The 17383-nt window shown below is 57.2% G+C and carries 16 protein-coding genes; 10 read left to right on the top strand and 6 right to left on the bottom strand.

The genetic code is table 11. The annotated features are described in order from the left end of the window. The first annotated feature begins 31 nt into the window (after nt 1-31). The 3 genes from ompR (at nt 32) to ACMGGH_RS03665 (ending at nt 3361) form a co-directional block, all read left to right on the top strand. Entirely contained in the window at nt 32-751 is a 720-nt protein-coding gene (gene ompR, locus ACMGGH_RS03675; RefSeq protein WP_001157751.1) for a two-component system response regulator OmpR, read from the top strand. Next, nucleotides 748-2094: a two-component system sensor histidine kinase EnvZ gene (gene envZ, locus ACMGGH_RS03670; RefSeq protein WP_028014672.1), complete on the top strand. Its 1347-nt coding sequence runs from the start codon at nt 748-750 to the stop codon at nt 2092-2094. The genes ompR and envZ overlap by 4 nt, the downstream gene beginning before the upstream one ends. Nucleotides 2095-2218: 124 nt before the next feature. Continuing rightward, nucleotides 2219-3361: an IS481 family transposase gene (locus ACMGGH_RS03665; RefSeq protein WP_420299056.1), complete on the top strand. Its 1143-nt coding sequence runs from the start codon at nt 2219-2221 to the stop codon at nt 3359-3361. A 113-nt stretch (nt 3362-3474) separates the two neighbouring features. Here ACMGGH_RS03665 and pckA read toward each other — a convergent pair whose 3' ends face one another. From pckA to ACMGGH_RS03640, 5 genes are all read right to left on the bottom strand, one after another. Beyond that, nucleotides 3475-5094: a phosphoenolpyruvate carboxykinase (ATP) gene (gene pckA, locus ACMGGH_RS03660; protein WP_028014671.1), complete on the bottom strand. Its 1620-nt coding sequence runs from the start codon at nt 5092-5094 to the stop codon at nt 3475-3477. A 356-nt stretch (nt 5095-5450) separates the two neighbouring features. Further along, nucleotides 5451-6335 carry an Hsp33 family molecular chaperone HslO gene (gene hslO, locus ACMGGH_RS03655; protein ID WP_161495995.1) on the bottom strand — a complete coding sequence of 295 codons (885 nt, stop codon included), beginning with the start codon at nt 6333-6335 and terminating at the stop codon, nt 5451-5453. A gap of 18 nt (nt 6336-6353) precedes the next feature. Next, nucleotides 6354-6755 (bottom strand): ribosome-associated heat shock protein Hsp15, encoded by a 402-nt coding sequence (gene hslR / locus ACMGGH_RS03650; RefSeq protein WP_028014669.1) that lies wholly within the window; start codon nt 6753-6755, stop codon nt 6354-6356. After that, on the bottom strand, nt 6752-7435 hold the full coding sequence (gene yrfG / locus ACMGGH_RS03645; protein WP_028014668.1) for a GMP/IMP nucleotidase: 684 nt from the start codon (nt 7433-7435) through the stop codon (nt 6752-6754). The genes hslR and yrfG overlap by 4 nt, the downstream gene beginning before the upstream one ends. Nucleotides 7436-7502: 67 nt before the next feature. Beyond that, on the bottom strand, nt 7503-9638 hold the full coding sequence (locus tag ACMGGH_RS03640; protein WP_420299067.1) for an intracellular growth attenuator family protein: 2136 nt from the start codon (nt 9636-9638) through the stop codon (nt 7503-7505). 322 nt (nt 9639-9960) lie between these two features. Between ACMGGH_RS03640 and nudE the strand changes: the two genes are divergently transcribed. Next, the gene (gene nudE, locus ACMGGH_RS03635) at nt 9961-10521 is read left to right on the top strand and encodes an ADP compounds hydrolase NudE (protein ID WP_028014666.1); all 561 of its coding nucleotides are present in this window, start codon (nt 9961-9963) and stop codon (nt 10519-10521) included. A 79-nt stretch (nt 10522-10600) separates the two neighbouring features. On the opposite strand, the gene mrcA is transcribed toward nudE, so the two are convergent. Then, the gene (gene mrcA / locus ACMGGH_RS03630; RefSeq protein WP_028014665.1) at nt 10601-13153 is read right to left on the bottom strand and encodes a peptidoglycan glycosyltransferase/peptidoglycan DD-transpeptidase MrcA; all 2553 of its coding nucleotides are present in this window, start codon (nt 13151-13153) and stop codon (nt 10601-10603) included. Between the two features lie 120 nt (nt 13154-13273). Between mrcA and ACMGGH_RS03625 the strand changes: the two genes are divergently transcribed. From ACMGGH_RS03625 to aroK, 6 genes are all read left to right on the top strand, one after another. Further along, a complete protein-coding gene (locus ACMGGH_RS03625; RefSeq protein ID WP_232949164.1) occupies nt 13274-14050 on the top strand; it encodes a DNA utilization protein HofM in 777 nt (258 codons plus the stop codon). Beyond that, nucleotides 14047-14541, top strand: coding sequence for a PilN domain-containing protein (locus ACMGGH_RS03620; RefSeq protein WP_136344095.1), 495 nt, complete (start codon nt 14047-14049; stop codon nt 14539-14541). The genes ACMGGH_RS03625 and ACMGGH_RS03620 overlap by 4 nt, the downstream gene beginning before the upstream one ends. A 3-nt stretch (nt 14542-14544) precedes the next feature. After that, the gene (locus tag ACMGGH_RS03615) at nt 14545-15000 is read left to right on the top strand and encodes a hypothetical protein (protein ID WP_063944158.1); all 456 of its coding nucleotides are present in this window, start codon (nt 14545-14547) and stop codon (nt 14998-15000) included. After that, on the top strand, nt 14990-15394 hold the full coding sequence (locus tag ACMGGH_RS03610; protein WP_045259352.1) for a HofP DNA utilization family protein: 405 nt from the start codon (nt 14990-14992) through the stop codon (nt 15392-15394). Before ACMGGH_RS03615 ends, ACMGGH_RS03610 begins: the two co-directional genes overlap by 11 nt. Beyond that, nucleotides 15306-16544, top strand: a complete 1239-nt coding sequence (gene hofQ / locus ACMGGH_RS03605; protein ID WP_232949163.1) for a DNA uptake porin HofQ — start codon at nt 15306-15308, stop codon at nt 16542-16544. Before ACMGGH_RS03610 ends, hofQ begins: the two co-directional genes overlap by 89 nt. Before the next feature lie 286 nt (nt 16545-16830). Then, nucleotides 16831-17352 carry a shikimate kinase AroK gene (gene aroK / locus ACMGGH_RS03600; protein ID WP_003861630.1) on the top strand — a complete coding sequence of 174 codons (522 nt, stop codon included), beginning with the start codon at nt 16831-16833 and terminating at the stop codon, nt 17350-17352. Nucleotides 17353-17383: the final 31 nt, after the last annotated feature.

The following is a 17383-nucleotide window of genomic DNA, read 5'->3' as shown; positions in this document are numbered from 1 at the left end:
AAGACTATCCGAACCTTTGGGAGTACACACAATGCAAGAAAACTACAAAATTCTGGTCGTGGATGACGACATGCGCCTGCGCGCGCTGCTTGAGCGTTATCTGACCGAGCAGGGCTTCCAGGTTCGTAGCGTCGCGAACGCTGAGCAGATGGACCGTCTGCTGACCCGCGAATCTTTCCATCTGATGGTTCTCGACCTGATGCTGCCGGGTGAAGACGGGCTTTCTATCTGCCGCCGTCTGCGCAGCCAGAGCAACCCGATGCCGATCATTATGGTGACGGCGAAGGGCGAAGAAGTTGACCGTATCGTGGGCCTCGAAATCGGCGCTGATGACTACATTCCAAAACCGTTTAACCCGCGCGAGCTGCTGGCGCGTATTCGTGCCGTGCTGCGCCGTCAGGCGAATGAACTGCCGGGCGCGCCGTCCCAGGAAGAGGCGGTGATTGCCTTCGGCAAGTTCAAGCTGAACCTCGGCACGCGCGAGATGTTCCGTGAAGATGAGCCAATGCCGCTCACCAGCGGCGAGTTTGCCGTACTGAAAGCGCTGGTCAGCCATCCGCGCGAGCCGCTTTCCCGCGACAAGCTGATGAACCTGGCTCGCGGTCGCGAATACTCCGCAATGGAACGCTCCATCGACGTGCAGATCTCCCGCCTGCGCCGCATGGTGGAAGAAGATCCGGCGCATCCTCGTTATATTCAGACCGTATGGGGTCTGGGCTACGTGTTCGTTCCGGACGGCTCTAAAGCATGAGGCGAATGCGCTTCTCGCCGCGAAGCTCGTTTGCCCGCACCCTCTTACTGATCGTCACCCTGCTGTTCGTCAGCCTGGTGACGACCTACCTGGTGGTGTTGAACTTTGCGATTCTGCCGAGCCTCCAGCAGTTTAATAAGGTCCTGGCCTACGAAGTGCGTATGCTGATGACCGATAAGCTGCAGCTGGAGGACGGCACGCAGCTGGTTGTTCCCCCGGCATTTCGCCGTGAAATCTACCGTGAACTGGGCATTTCGCTTTACTCCAATGAAGCGGCGGAAGATGCTGGCCTGCGCTGGGCGCAGCACTATGAATTCCTCAGCCAGCAGATGGCGCAGCAGCTGGGTGGCCCGACGGAAGTGCGCGTCGAGGTCAACAAAAGCTCGCCCGTCGTCTGGCTGAAAACCTGGCTGTCACCCAATATCTGGGTACGCGTTCCGCTGACTGAAATCCATCAGGGCGATTTCTCGCCGCTGTTCCGCTACACCCTTGCCATTATGCTGCTGGCGATAGGCGGCGCGTGGCTGTTTATCCGTATCCAGAACCGACCGCTGGTCGACCTGGAGCACGCGGCGCTGCAGGTCGGTAAAGGCATTATTCCTCCTCCACTGCGTGAATATGGTGCCTCTGAAGTGCGTTCAGTAACGCGCGCGTTTAATCATATGGCGGCAGGCGTTAAGCAGCTGGCGGATGACCGTACGCTGCTGATGGCCGGCGTCAGTCATGACCTGCGCACTCCGCTAACGCGTATTCGTCTGGCGACGGAGATGATGGGTGAAGAGGACGGTTATCTCGCCGAGTCTATTAACAAGGACATCGAAGAGTGTAACGCCATCATCGAGCAGTTCATCGACTACCTGCGCACCGGTCAGGAGATGCCGATGGAAATGGCCGATCTGAACGCGGTGCTGGGCGAAGTGGTGGCCGCAGAAAGTGGTTATGAGCGTGAAATTGATACTGACCTTCAGGACGGTGAAATTCAGGTTCGTATGCACCCGCTTTCCATTAAGCGTGCGGTGGCCAATATGGTGGTTAACGCGGCGCGCTACGGTAACGGCTGGATTAAGGTTAGCAGCGGGTCTGAACTCAACCGCGCCTGGTTCCAGGTGGAAGACGACGGCCCGGGCATTAAGCCCGAGCAGCGTAAGCATCTGTTCCAGCCATTTGTACGCGGCGATAGCGCGCGCAGCACCAGCGGTACGGGCTTAGGCCTGGCGATTGTGCAGCGTATTGTGGATAACCATAATGGGTTGCTGGAGATTGGTACCAGCGAGCGAGGCGGGTTGAGCATTCGCGCCTGGTTGCCGGTTCCGGTGACGCGGGGGCAGGTGAAAGAGGGATAGTGCGGTCTGATGCCCTCACCCCGGCCCTCTCCCACTGTACGGTCCGGGGACATAGTGAACACTTGTTCGGGGACATGGTAGACACTTACAACTGAGGCATAAGAACCCGTTTATGGAGTCACTTATGCCCTGGGATGCGAGAGATACCATGTCATTACGTACCGAGTTTGTACTGTTCGCCTCGCAGGACGGGGCGAACATCCGTTTCCTCTGCCGTCAGTTCGGCATTTCTCCTGCCACCGGCTACAAGTGGCTTCAGCGCTGGGCTGAGGAAGGTGCCTCCGGTCTTCAGGACCGCTCCCGCGCACCTCATCATTCCCCGAACCGCTCATCTGACGACATCACGGCCCTGCTGCGCATGGCGCATGACCGTCATCAACGCTGGGGCGCCCGCAAGATTAAGCGCTGGCTTGAAGACCAGGGGCACCGTATGCCCGCCTTCAGCACCGTCCATAATCTGATGGCCCGTCACGGTCTGCTGCCGGGCGCATCACCGGGCGTTCCGGCTACGGGACGCTTCGAACATGACGCGCCGAACCGGCTCTGGCAGATGGATTTTAAGGGCCACTTTCCCTTTGGCGGTGGCCGCTGCCATCCGCTCACCCTGCTGGACGACCACTCCCGTTTTTCCCTGTGCCTGGCGCACTGTACCGATGAACGGCGCGAGACCGTGCAGCAGCAGCTGGTCAGCGCGTTTGAACGCTACGGCCTGCCGGACAGGATGACGATGGACAACGGCTCACCGTGGGGCGACACCACCGGCACCTGGACGGCGCTGGAGCTGTGGCTGATGCGCCACGGTATCCGGGTGGGGCACTCCCGGCCTTATCATCCGCAGACGCAGGGCAAGCTGGAGCGTTTTCACCGCAGCCTGAAGGCGGAAGTGCTGCAGGGAAAATGGTTCGCGGACAGCGGAGAGCTGCAGCGCGCTTTCGATCACTGGCGCACGGTGTACAACCTTGAACGCCCGCACGAGGCGCTGGATATGGCGGTACCGGCCTCGCGTTATCAGCCGTCTGCCCGGAAGTACAGCGGCAGCGTAACGCCACCTGAATACGATGAAGGGGTGAAGGTCAGGAAAGTGGATGTCAGCGGAAAGCTGAGCATACAGGGTGTCAGTCTGAGCGCAGGCAAGGCGTTCAGGGGAGAACGGGTCGGGCTGAGGGAGACGCAGGATGACGGCTGCTATGAAGTGTGGTGGTACAGCACGAAAGTGGGGGTGATCGACCTGAAGAAAAAGTCGATCACCATGGGTAAAGGATGTTAAAAAGTGTTCACCATGTCCCCGAACACCTGTCTACCATGTCCCCGGACTGTACACCCACGGGGAGAGGGAGGAAACATTAAAAAAGGCAACTTTCGTTGCCTTTTTGCTTTTACCTACAGCTTCGGACCCGCGCTCACCAGCGCAGCGCCCGCCGGGGTATCGGTATACTTCTCGAAGTTCTCGATAAACAGCTTCGCCAGCGATTCCGCTTTCTCGCGCCACTGTTCCGGCGATCCGTAGGTATTGCGCGGGTCGAGGATACGCGTGTCCACACCCGGCAGTTCCGTCGGAATGGCCAGATCGAACATCGGCAACGTGAAGGTTTCGGCGTTATCCAGAGAACCATCCAGAATGGCGTCGATAATGGCGCGGGTATCTTTGATGGAGATACGCTTGCCGGTACCGTTCCAGCCGGTATTCACCAGGTAGGCCTGCGCGCCGGATGCCTGCATGCGTTTCACCAGCACCTCAGCGTACTGCGTCGGGTGAAGCGACAGGAAGGCTGCACCGAAGCAGGCGGAGAAGGTTGGGGTTGGCTCCGTGACGCCACGCTCGGTACCCGCCAGCTTGGCGGTAAAGCCAGAGAGGAAGTGGTACTGCGTCTGGCTGGCGGTCAGGCGGGAAACCGGTGGCAGCACGCCGAACGCATCCGCCGTCAGGAAAATCACCTTCGTGGCATGGCCCGCTTTTGACACCGGCTTCACGATGTTGTCGATGTGGTAGATCGGGTAAGAGACGCGGGTGTTTTCGGTTTTTGACGCATCGTCGAAGTCGATAGAGCCGTCGGCACGCACGGTGACGTTTTCCAGCAGCGCGTCGCGGCGGATCGCGTGGAAGATATCCGGCTCGGCCTCCTCAGACAAGCGAATGGTCTTCGCGTAGCAGCCGCCTTCGAAGTTAAACACCCCGTCATCGTCCCAGCCGTGTTCGTCATCGCCAATCAGACGGCGTTTTGGATCGGTGGAGAGCGTGGTTTTCCCGGTGCCGGAAAGACCGAAGAACACCGCTACGTCGCCTTTCTCGCCGACGTTCGCCGAGCAGTGCATAGAGGCAATACCGCGCAGCGGCAGCAGGTAGTTCATGACCGAGAACATCCCTTTCTTCATTTCGCCGCCATACCAGGTACCGCCGATCAACTGAATACGTTCGGTCAGGTTGAAGGCAATGAAGTTTTCGGAGTTCAGACCCTGCTCTTTCCACTGTGGGTTAGTGCATTTCGCACCGTTCATCACGATGAAGTCAGGTGTGAAGTCCTGCAGCTCTTCGTCGGTCGGACGAATAAACATATTCTTAACGAAATGCGCCTGCCAGGCCACTTCGGTAATGAAACGCACGGAAAGGCGGGTGTCGGCGTTAGCGCCGCAGAAAGCGTCGACAATGAACAGACGCTTACCGGAAAGTTGATGGGTGACGAGCCCTTTCAGATGCTGCCAGGTTTCCGGGGAGAGCGGTTTGTTGTCGTTCTTCCCTTTGCCCTTGTCAGCCCACCACAGCGTATCGCGGGTAGTTTCGTCTCGGACGATATATTTATCTTTCGGCGAACGACCGGTAAAGATACCGGTATCGACGGCGATAGCACCAAGGTTCGTCAACACACCGCGCTCGTATCCTTCCAGTGCTGGATTGAGCTCTTCCTGATACAGCGTATCGTAATCGGGGTTGTAGACCACTTCCTGGACGTCGTGAATACCATAAGCCTTGAGATCTTGCGGGGTTAAACCAGTAACACGCATATCACTGCTCCTTAGCCAATATGTACTGCCTGAAATTGTAGGGTTTTTCTGGGGATGTTAACCGCGACGGGGCTCATAGATTTGTGCATCTGGATAAAACCCTTACTAACGGAAAACGCTGCGACTCCAGTCACAGTGCAGGCGGATTATCGCAGGAATCGCTTTTTGGTTGGGGAAAATGTTCCGAAAAGGTTAAGAGGTGGTGATTTTATCGGAAAGAATGTGAATGTAATCGCATACATGTAAGAAAATTACGTAAGAGTTACACAGGGAAAACGATTCAGCTTTTGGGGGATTTTTGCTCCTCACCCTAACCTTCTCCGCAAGGGGGAGAGGGCAGGGTGAGGGGTAGCGTATTAATGAACCTGCGGATCTGCCGGAGAGGCGTTATTGCGGATTTCAGCGATATCCATTGAATTGAACACGTAGTGCGTACCGCAGTAGTCACAGTGCATATCAATTTCGCCGTCTTCAGCCATGATGCTGTCGATCTCTTCATCCGGCAGAGTTTTCAGTGCGCCAGCGCAGCGCTCGCGCGAGCAGGTGCACTTAAACTCCACGGACTGCGGATCGTACACGGTCACTTCTTCTTCGTGGTACAGACGCCACAGCACGTCGGTCGCCGACAGGTTGAACAGCTCTTCCGCCTTGATGGTTTCGGTCAGCGTCGCCAGATGCTCAAAGTCATTGGTCTGCGCGTCCTGCGCTGGCAGAACCTGCAGCAGCATGCCGCCCGCAGCAGGCTGGCCGTCCACTTCACCGGTACGGATGAACAGACGCGTCGGCAGCTGTTCGGAGCGCATGAAGTAATCTTCCAGGCAGGCTGCCAGGGTATCGCCTTCCAGACCGACCACGCCCTGATAGCGTTCACCTTCCTCCGGGGAGATGGTGATCACCAGGTAGCCATTGCCCACCAGCGTTTTGAGATCAGCATTTTCAGGAACGTCGCCCTGAACGCGCGCTACGCCGCGCATCTGCTGCTGGTTATTGCCGTTGATCACCGCCAGCGTCATCGGGCCGTCACCCTGCAGCTGCACGGTGATATCACCTGCAAACTTCAGCGTTGCGGTCAGCAGGCTGGTGGCAACCAGCAGTTCGCCCAACAGGGTCTTCACCGGCAGCGGGTAGTTGTGGTTTTCCAGAATCTGTTTCCAGGTTTCGGATACGGTGACCAGCTCGCCGCGCACGGCGAATTGTTCAAACAGATAGCGGTGTAATTGGTCGTGTTGGGCCATTTTCATCTCTCGTGCGGGTGAGGGTTACTCGCTCTCACCGTGTTTAAATTTCATCAGATCGCGGCGCTCTTTTTTATCCGGTCGCCGGTCCGGGTGGGGCATGGTCAGCGCATTCATTTTGCGCGCCAGCGCGGTCTTCTCGCGCTTTTCAACGCTTTCAGCCGTCTCTTCGTAAAGCAGTACGGCTTCCGATGCGGGCCGCCGCTGTTCGGTAATGGCTTTAATCACTACCGTACGTTCGTCGTTGCCCTGGCGCAGCGTTAAGGTGGCGTTCAGCTCAACCAGCTTGCTCGGCTTGCTGCGCTGGCCGTTGTAATGCACTTTACCGCCGTCAACCATTTCACGGGCAAGGGCGCGCGTTTTATAAAAACGGGCTGCCCACAGCCATTTATCCAGTCTTACCCCATCTGAGGGCTTTTCTTTCATGGCGTCTCCTTCACGGTCAGTGAGGGGATCATCTGGCGGTAGTCGTTCAGTCCCGGATGGCGCAGATAGCTTTTTTCAGCCAGGCCAGAGTCAGGATTAGTGACACCCAGACAGTAGCGAATGCCAAATGTTGCCGCAGAATCCAGAATAGGCTCGCTGTCGTCAATGAACAGCGTGCGCTCCGGCTGCAGGCCGGTCTCTTCCTTCACCGCATGCCACAACCGCTGATCCTCTTTCGGATAACCAAATGTGTGGGTGGAAAGTAATAAATCAAGGTGCGACGCCAGTCCCGTATGCTCCAGCTTCACGGCCAGGTTATGTGGATGCGCGTTAGTCAGCAAAATACGGCGCTTGCCGCTTGCTTTCAGCGCGTCCAGGAAGGGAACCGTATCTTCGCGCAGCACGGCGCGTGGTCCCTGGGCAGTGGTCATGGCACAAATATCCAAACCGAGGCGCTCGCTCCAGTAGTCCAGACAGTACCAGTTTAGCGTATGTTGCACCGCGCTATATTGCGAACGAATGAACGCCTGCGCTTCTGCCGGGGAGATACCCTGCTGCTCACCATAGGTTTCCGGCACCAGCTTTTGCCAGAAATAGTTATCAAAGGCGAGATCGAGCAGCGTGCCGTCCATATCCAGCAGAACGGTGTCGACCTGCTGCCAGTCGATATCAAGATGCATAGGGGGGAACTCCAGCCAGAAGAAACGTGCGCGACAGGGTAGCACATCTTGTCGCGCAACGACGTTATCAGATCAGGCTCTCAGAGGAGGGGATCAGCTTAGGATTGAGGCAATTCTCATAATATTGCTGGATCTCAGCCAGACGCGTGCGGGAGCGCTGGTAGCGGCGCAGGGCCATAAAACCGTTCCAGAAAATGGCGATCAGCATGGCGATCATCAGCAGAGAGGTGCCAATGTAACGCCACAATCCTGCGCTGTCCGGCATCCGGTGCAGGCCGATATGGCGCGTGCCGTTGGCGTCGGTGTAGATGCTTGTGACAATCCCTTCGGCACTGAACGGCGTTTGCATCAGCATCTGCGCCAGACGCTGGAACTGGCTCCACTGCTCCTGGGCCGGGTAGTCATAAAGCGCTACCTGCGGGTAAGGCTGATCGACCAGGTCGCTGCCTTCATCGCTGGCAATCACAAAGCCGCCCGGTGCCGGACTGTTGAGCGCCTGAGCCGCCCGGGTGGTTTCGCGCATCATAAAAGGCGATGTCGAGGTGGCGACCAGGTTATCAAGCGATTCCGCGCTGACCGGACGCAGCAGCACGTTGACGCCATCCAGTCGTCCCGCCTCGGCGCGTTTCACCAGCGAGTCCCAGTCTTTACTGTTCCCGAGGTTAACCAGCGCGTTCTTGAGGCGTATGCACTCATCCTGCGAGGAGCATAAGTCCTGGGTTTTCAGGACAATGTCGCCAAAATCATCCAGCAGAATCATGCCTGATTTCTGGATGGCGGAACGCAGCGCGGGGCTGACGCGTGAATCATCGTCCGGTTTCGGGTGCAGCTGGCGGTTGACCGTCTGGGTCAGCGCCGTGGCTTTATTCACCACTTCGGATTCCGGCAGCGGCAGCGGCGGGGCGTCGTTCCAGATAATTTGCGAACAGTCGAACGGCGTGAACGGTGAATTCTGGCGCGTGTTCCACGCCCCCGGGGTATGGATATTACACATTCCGGTGCCTTTCAGGCGCAGCGTATCGCCCACCCGTACACCCGCTTCATCGAGCTGGTTGACGCTGGTCGCCTCGATGGTCTGCGCGCCTTTGATCCACGACAGGGTAAATTTGATGGGCATATCCAGCGGCACGAAAAGCAGCAGCATGATAAACACCAGCCCGGCGCCGGCGGCGATGACCGTGCTGCGGAGCCAGTGCTGAAGCGGGAAATTTTTCACTTCATCATGCAGAGACAGGAAGCGCCCCTGTCGCACAACGTGGCGGTCAAGATAGATATCAATATCGGTTTTCTGCCCTAAATCCTGCGCAATCCACGGTTGCCAGTGGCGCGGGTAGATCAGGTCGATAATCCCGAGTGAGATATTGTTGAGATGCTCCTGATCGTTCTCACCGAACAGGCCCCAGCGCTTTGGCGTGCCGCGCAGGCAGTGGATCTCCCGCAGCGAGGTTTTGGCCGGCGGGGCAAAGAGCCCCCACAGCCCGGCCGCAAGAAGCAACACCGCGCCACCCGCCAGCCATGGGACAAAGACGTCCGGCGTCAGCAGGCAGACAAAAAAGAGCAGGAAAGCGGCAACGATCAGGATGGCTTCACGAATACCGTCCGGACGGCTCAGGGCATACTCTTCATGCGTCTCCTGACGAATATTCAGCAGCTCAATCTGCTCGGTCTCTTCACCACGAATAGAGGCCTGCGTTGAACTCGCGCGTTCCAGCGCAAAGCGCGGGGCTTCGTGAAGATAGTCATTCAGGGTATGGCCGTTGAGCGAGATTACCAGCGGCAGCGAATCGGTGTGAATTAGCTCAACGCTGTTTTCGTCGTTAATGTACTGCTCCCAGGACGGAGGCAGATGCACCTCAACCGAATCCAGGTAGTAGCGCCACTTGTTGGGGTCGTCAGTCGTAATGCCGTAGCGCGTGATGGAGCGCGTCACGCAGAGCACGGTGTCACTTTGCGCGTTAAGCTTAAGCGCGACAGGTGCAGTCGTGGCTCCCGTCGGCCCAGGCGTTAACTGAGAACGGTTCAGCGTTTCGAGATAGTTTTCAACTGCATCGCGCTCGTCTTGCGTGAGTTTACGCGTTGTCGCACCCGCGAAGGCATTTAAAAAGGGCAGCCGGTAACGGCGCTGTATGCGTCGCCTGTACAGCCACCCTGCAATCAATGCGCTGACCAGCATAGAAGCGAGAACAATCAAAATGGTGCTCATGCTTTCCCCATCTTACTTATCTTACAGGTGTAGTCAGTAGCACCTTTACATTGAATGAGAGTCTGTGGCTGGCTATCGGCAAGTATGGAGTCGAACTTGAGCATTCTAAAGCGCATCCCAGTGACCGGTGATGATAGCAAAGCCTGTCATGGCGCGATATCAGCAAATTCCTGGAAACATTTCAACCTCTTGACATTTGTTTTGAATTGAGGATTGATCCCTGCTGCGTTGCATAAATGTAAATAAAGAACAATTGACATTGCCGAAACCGTGCGGCATATCGCACAATAACGCCAGTTCACACTGCTAAGACCCCATCAAGATGAGCAAACCACTACAAAAACCCACCATTCTGCACGTTGAAACTGTCGCCAAATCGCGCCTGTTTAACGTCGAAAGTGTGGATCTGGAGTTCAGCAACGGTGTGCGTCGTGTTTATGAGCGTATGCGCCCCTCTTCGCGCGAAGCGGTGATGATTGTCCCTATCGTCGACGATCATCTGATTTTGATCCGCGAATACGCCGTGGGGACGGAATCTTACGAGCTTGGGTTCTCGAAAGGGCTCATCGATCCGGGTGAAACGGTCTTTGAAGCAGCAAACCGCGAGCTGAAAGAAGAGGTGGGTTTTGGCGCGAACGAACTGTCGTTCCTGAAAAAGCTGAGCATGGCGCCGTCCTATTTTTCCAGCAAAATGAACATTGTGGTGGCTGAAGATCTCTATCCTGAATCGCTGGAGGGAGATGAACCAGAGCCGCTGCCGCAGGTTCGCTGGCCGCTGGCGCATCTGATGGATCTGCTTGAAGACCCTGACTTTAACGAGGCTCGCAACGTGAGCGCACTGTTCCTGGTTCGCGAGTGGCTGAAAGGGCAAGGGCGGCTGTAGGCCATAAAAAAGCCGGGTGGCGGCTTCGCCTTACCCGGCCTGCAATTCTTTGCCCGGTTTTTACCGGGCATTTTTATGCTTAAAACAGCTCGTGCGTCTCGCCGTTATCAATAATCTCTGTTCCCACCTCATGCACCGCCTGTGTGGTTGGCTGCGTACCTTCGATGAAATACTCGGCACGGCTATTACCGCCGTTAGCGAGCTGGCCGGTGCTGCGGTCAATATTGACCGTCACCACGCCCGGTGGCGGCGTCAGCGGCTGCTCCGGCACGCCTTCAAGAACGGATTTCATGTAGGCATCCCACGCCGGCTGCGCGCTTTTGGCGCCGCCTTCGTAGCCGGAAATCTGATCTTTAATCGCGCCGGATGCCGTGGTACGGCCTAAATCACGGCGATGATCGTCGAAACCGATCCAGACTGACGTCACCACGCCCGGCCCATAGCCGGAGAACCACGCATCTTTCGAGCTGTTAGTTGTCCCGGTTTTACCGCCGATATCATGGCGCTGCAGATCGCGCCCTGCTCGCCAGCCGGTACCCTGCCAGCCGGGTTCACCGAAGATGTTGGTGTTCAGCGCGCTCTTGATCAGGAACGCTAGCGGCGTGTTGATCACGTGCGGGGCATACTCCTGCGCGCCGGTTTGCGCCACCAGCGACTGGTTAGCCTGCTCCAGCTGCGGCTGCGGCAAGACGATATTTGGCTGCTCCTGAGAAACGGCAGGGTCTTCCATGTCCTTGTTTTCGAGCACCTCGGATTTCGGCGTATTGCCGTAAATGACCGGAATATCACACTCAGGGCAGGCAATTTTCGGCTTCGCTTCAAACAGCACGCCGCCCTGGTCGTTCTCGATTTTGCTGATGAAGTACGGGTCAACCAGGAAGCCGCCGTTGGCCATCACCGAGTATCCGCGGGCGACCTGAAGCGGCGTAAAGGAGGCTGAGCCCAGCGCCAGCGACTCGGTGCGAACGATGTTCTGAGCCGGGAAGCCGAAGCGCTGCAGGTACTCTGCCGCATAGTCGACGCCCATCGCGCGCATGGCACGCACCATCACCACGTTTTTCGACTGCCCCAGACCCTGGCGAAGACGAATAGGACCGGCATACTCCGCAGGAGAGTTCTTCGGCTGCCAGTCGGAACCGGCACCGGCATCCCAGCGGGAGATCGGCACGTCGTTTAGGATGCTGGCAAGGGTCAGTCCCTTATCCATCGCTGCCGTGTAGAGGAACGGCTTGATGTTGGAACCCACCTGACGCAGCGCCTGCGTGGCGCGGTTAAATTTGCTCTGGTTGAAATCGAACCCGCCGACCAGCGCCATTACCGCCCCGTTCTGTGGGTTGATGGAGACCAGAGCCGAGTTCACATCCGGTACCTGCGCCAGCCACCAGGCATCGCCTGACTTGCGCACCCAAATCTGCTGCCCGGCCTGTACCACGTCGGTCACCTTGCGCGGCGTTGGCCCCTGCAAGGTGTCCGAACGGTATGGACGCGCCCAGCGAATACCGTCCATGCGCAGGGAGACGGACGTGCCGTCCGCCAGCGTCGCAACGGCTTCCTGAGGATCGGCCTGCGTCACTACGGCTGGAAGGAGCGGACCATAGGTTGGCAGCGCTTTCAGCGTGCTGGTGATTTTTTTGCTGTCCCATGCGCTTTCGCCCACTTTCCAGAGCACGTTCGACGGTCCGCGATAGCCGTGACGCATATCGTAGTCCATCACGTTATTGCGCACCGCGTCCTGAGCTGCCTGCTGCACTTTACGGGTAACGGTGGTGTATACGCGATAGCCATCTTCATAGGCCTTGTCGCCATAACGACTCACCATCTCCTGGCGCACCATTTCGGTCAGATAAGGGGCTGAGAAGGCGATCTCAGGGGCGTGATAATTGGCGTCAATGACGTCGTTACGCGCCTGGTCGTACTCGCTCTGGCTGATATAGCCTTCGCTCAGCATACGTGACAGGACGACATTACGACGTGAGGTAGCGCGATCGAGCGAATAAAGCGGGTTAAACGTGGACGGCGCTTTTGGCAGACCGGCAATGGTTGCCATTTCGCTTAGGGTGAGCTGTTCAACAGGCTTACCGAAGTACACCTGCGCGGCTGCCCCCACGCCATAGGCACGATAGCCCAGATAGATTTTATTGAGGTACAGCTCAAGGATCTCGTCCTTGTTCAGCAGTTGCTCAATACGGATCGCCAGGAACACCTCTTTGATCTTACGCGTCAGCGTCTTTTCAGGGCTGAGGAAGAAGTTACGCGCCAGCTGTTGCGTAATGGTGCTCGCCCCCTGCGAGGCGTGACCGGAGAACAACGCAATGCTTGCGGCACGGAAAATCCCGACCGGATCGACACCGTGGTGCTCGTAGAAACGGCTGTCCTCCGTGGCGATAAAAGCTTTCACCATCACGGGAGGAATTTGGTTTAAGGTCAGCGGGATACGACGCTTCTCGCCATACTGCGCCATCAGCTCGCCATCGGCGCTATAGACCTGCATTGGGATCTGGAGACGCACATCGCGGAGCGTGGCGACATCAGGTAGCTGTGGCTCAATATATTTGTACAAACCGTAAATCGAGCCTGCTCCCAGCAGAATGCAACAGACTGCAAGGATGAATAAATACTTTACGAACTTCACCGGAGATTTCCCATTTGGTTTCACTTGGGCAGTTTCTAAACAATCGCGCGGTAGTATAAAGGCAAGCCTGATTCATTGATATAGCCGTCAAGGCGACGGGCGATAAGGAGATCGTGAAGCATGGCTTTCAAAACATGGCAAACGGGCGTTCATATTCAACAGGATAAGGTCCTGATTACGGCACTGGTCCGGGAGAGAGACGGCTGGTGCTTACGCCGCTGGTGGGCCATTTCTCTGGCCGAAGGCATCATTCGTGACGGCAAAATTTGTCAGCCAGAAGCGCTGGCCGATGCCTTACGCGACTGGCGAAAAGCGCTCCCGCACTACCACCGGGTATTTCTCTCCTTTCCTGCTGCACGGACTCTGCAAAAAACGTTGCCCCGACCGGCTCTTGCATTGCGCGACAGCGAGCAGCTCTCGTGGATGGGGGCGGCGTTTTCGCGCGAACTGGAGATGTCGACAGAGTCCCTCTGTTTCGACTACACCCAGGACACCTTCAGCAATACGTTTCACGTGACTGCTGCACAAAACAAAGAGGTTGAAACGCTTCTTGATCTGGCGAAAACGCTACGTTTGCGGCTGGCGACCATCACCCCGGATGCCAGCGCGCTGACGAACCTGCTGCCTGCGGTAGCGCCGACGCTGTGCGTCGCCTGGCGAGATGCGCATCACTGGCTGTGGGCTATGCGCCATCAGTGGGGGCGTCGTTATACCACTGAAGCAGAAAACGCCACTGAGCTGGCGGCGCTGCTGGCCCTCAACCAGAATGACATCGCGTTCTTTGATGCCGAACGAACCCCATGGGAAACGCTGCAGCGCTGGCATGCGCCTCTTCCCGAATGCGGGGCTGACTATACCGTCGCGCTGGCGCTGGCCATGAGCGAGGTGCCTGAATGAACGTGACCAACTTCCTGCCCTGGCGTCAGCAGCGGCGCGCGCGATGCCTGCGTTTCTGGGGCGGCGTATTTGTCGGCGCATTGCTGCTCATGCTGGTGACCGTTTTTAGCGTAAGGATGAATCATCTGGTAACGCTGCGCGCGCTGCAGGCTCAACTGGCGGGTACGCAGTCCGTGCAGCGTGGTCTTGTGTCTCGCCAGCGACCCACCGCAGAGGTGCAGAACCCTGCGGGCACGCCGCAACGCCGCGCATGGCAACCGGTGCTGGAGTCACTTTCTGAGGCCATGCCTGCGCAGGTATGGCTGACAGAGCTGCGTTATCAGCCTCCTGCTCTGATGTTGATCGGATATGCCACTACCCTGCCGGCGCTCTCTGCCTTGCGGAATGGGCTGGAGCACATAGACGGCTTTACGCCCGGTTCTGAGGGGGAACTCCGGCAGGATAGCCAGGGGCGCTGGATGTTCACTCTGCACCTGAAAAGCGAGGGGTAATGCATGGAGACCTTGCTAGAACGCTGGTGTGAAAGTCGTCCCTGGTGTCGGCTGGTCTGCGGGGGGCTGGGTATCCTCCTGATGGGCCTGACAGCATGGGGTGTATTGCTCCGGCCAGCAGAGAGGCAGTGTGCGGATCAGCGGCAGCAGTTGAGCCAGGCGGCGCGGACTAACGCGTCGCTGTGGCCCACCGCCAGTCAGGTGCCGTTTAGCCCGCAAACCCGGACGGCACTGGAGATAAAGTCCTTTTCACCGCTCGATTTTCAGGGGGAGGGCACAAGGCTCCTTCACTGGAAGCCGTTGCAAAACGGCGGTGAACTGGCGCTGGAGGCGCAGTGGCAGGCGATCCCGCCTCTTTTTTCCCGGCTGGCGCAGCGGGATGTGCGGGTCGCTGCTTTCACGCTTGCGCCACAAAGTACGGCGTTACGCCTGAGGCTGGAGCTGGAATATGCGAAATAGCGCGAGATACCTGCTGGTTTGCTCGGCGCTGCTGTTGACCGGCATGCGCGATCCGTTTCGCCCGCCGGACGACCCCTGCGCCACAGCCGAACTGGCACAGTGGCACTACCGCGGAATGGTGGGAGGGCAGCAGCGCGTTGGTATTTTGCTGGATGGGCAACGGCGCTGGCATCGTCTGAAAGAGCACGATCGTTTCCCGGCGGGCTGGCGGATAACGGCCATCAATGAAACGGAACTGGTTGTTGATGTGGGTGACACATGCGATCCCGAAGAATGGGCGTGGCAACGAGAAGGAAAGGATAAAAATGAAGTTAAGGATAGTGCTGTTGCTGCTGGCGTTCAGCCGCCCGCTGTGGGCAGTCGCGCCAAAGCCGGTCACGCTGGTGGTGGATGACGTGCCGGTGGTTCAGGTGCTACAGGCGCTGGTTGCGCAGGAGAACCGTAATCTGGTGGTATCGCCGGATGTCGGCGGCACGCTCTCGCTTAACCTGACGCGCGTTCCCTGGCGGCAGGCGTTACAGACGGTAGTCACCAGCGCCGGACTCGTTTTACGAGAGGAGGGCGGTATTTATTATGTCCATACCGCGGCCTGGCAGCGTGAACAGCGGGAACGTTTAGAGCAGGAGCGAGCGCGTCGACAGCTTGATGCTCCGCTGGTCTCGCACAGCATCCCATTTTCTTATGCGGATGCCGGAGAACTGCAAAAAGCGGCTGAAAAGCTCCTGAGCCCAAAGGGGAGTTTATCTCTCGACAAACGCACCAACCGTCTGCTCATCAGGGATAACCAGGTGGTACTGGAGGCGCTGCAGCAGTGGGCGGCTCAGATGGATATTCCCGTCGAGCAGGTCGAACTGGCGGCGCACATTGTCACCATTAATGAAAAAAGCCTGCGAGAGTTGGGGGTGAAGTGGAATCTTGCCGAGGCCACTGAAGCGGGCAAGGTTGGACAGCTCACGACGCTTGGCAGCGATCTTTCTGTAGCCAGTGCTACCACGCATGTGGGGTTTAACATCGGGCGAATTAACGGCAGGCTGCTGGATCTGGAGCTCTCTGCGCTGGAGCAAAAACAGCAGGTCGATATCATTGCCAGCCCGCGGCTGCTGGCCTCGCACATGCAACCGGCCAGCATTAAGCAGGGGAGTGAGATCCCGTATCAGGTTTCAAGCGGTGAAAGCGGGGCGACCTCGGTGGAGTTCAAAGAGGCGGTACTCGGAATGGAGGTCACGCCGGTAGTATTGCCCGGTGGGCGCGTGCGCCTGAAGCTACACATCAGTGAAAACATGCCGGGACAGGTGCTGCAGCAGGCCAATGGCGAAACGCTTGCCATCGATAAGCAGGAGATAGAAACCCAGGTGGAGGTAAAAAGTGGAGAAACGCTGGCGCTGGGGGGAATTTTCTCGCAAAAGAACAAAACCGGCAGTGACAGCGTGCCCGGGCTTGGGAGCATCCCCTGGCTGGGACAGCTTTTTCGCCATGATGGAAAAGATAATGAGCGGCGTGAGTTAGTGGTGTTTATTACGCCACGTCTGGTCGGTATTCACTAACGGGTAACGATCCCCGCAATGATTTTGCATTCAGTTTGTTGCAGATGTTTGACGTGGGGCATGAATTAGCATACAAGGAGTACCGATTTGAGTTGGACTTACGTCTTATTACCTTATGCGTCCGGCGCGGTGATTTAATCAGTTGCCAAACAAGCCGGAGTATTGAGATAATTTTTAGTCTGACTCTCGCTCTATTGCATATGAGGTTTCAGTTCATGTCCTGCTACGCCGGGTGTCTGCGAAGCGGGGATTACCATTAACGAATAGTCTTAGTAGTACCGATAAAATGGCAGAGAAACGCAATATCTTTCTGGTTGGGCCTATGGGTGCCGGCAAAAGCACTATTGGGCGTCAGTTAGCTCAACAACTCAATATGGAATTTTACGATTCTGATCAAGAGATTGAGAAACGAACCGGAGCTGATGTGGGCTGGGTTTTCGATGTAGAAGGCGAAGAAGGTTTCCGTGACCGAGAAGAAAAAGTGATCAACGAACTCACGGAAAAACAGGGCATCGTACTGGCAACAGGCGGCGGCTCTGTGAAATCTCGCGAAACCCGCAACCGTCTCTCCGCCCGTGGCGTAGTGGTCTATCTTGAGACGACCATTGAGAAACAGCTGGCACGTACGCAGCGCGATAAAAAGCGCCCGCTGCTGCAGGTTGAAACGCCACCACGCGAAGTTCTGGAAGCGTTGGCCGACGAACGCAATCCGCTGTATGAAGAGATTGCCGATGTGACCATTCGTACTGACGATCAGAGCGCTAAAGTGGTTGCAAACCAGATTATTCATATGCTGGAAAGCAACTGATTCTGGCTTTATATACACTCGCCTGCGGGTA

Origin of the sequence: Enterobacter sp. BNK-16 (assembly GCF_048684955.1) — a bacterium.
Taxonomy (GTDB): domain Bacteria; phylum Pseudomonadota; class Gammaproteobacteria; order Enterobacterales; family Enterobacteriaceae; genus Enterobacter; species Enterobacter bugandensis.
This window is presented reverse-complemented; position numbering and strand designations above follow the sequence as displayed.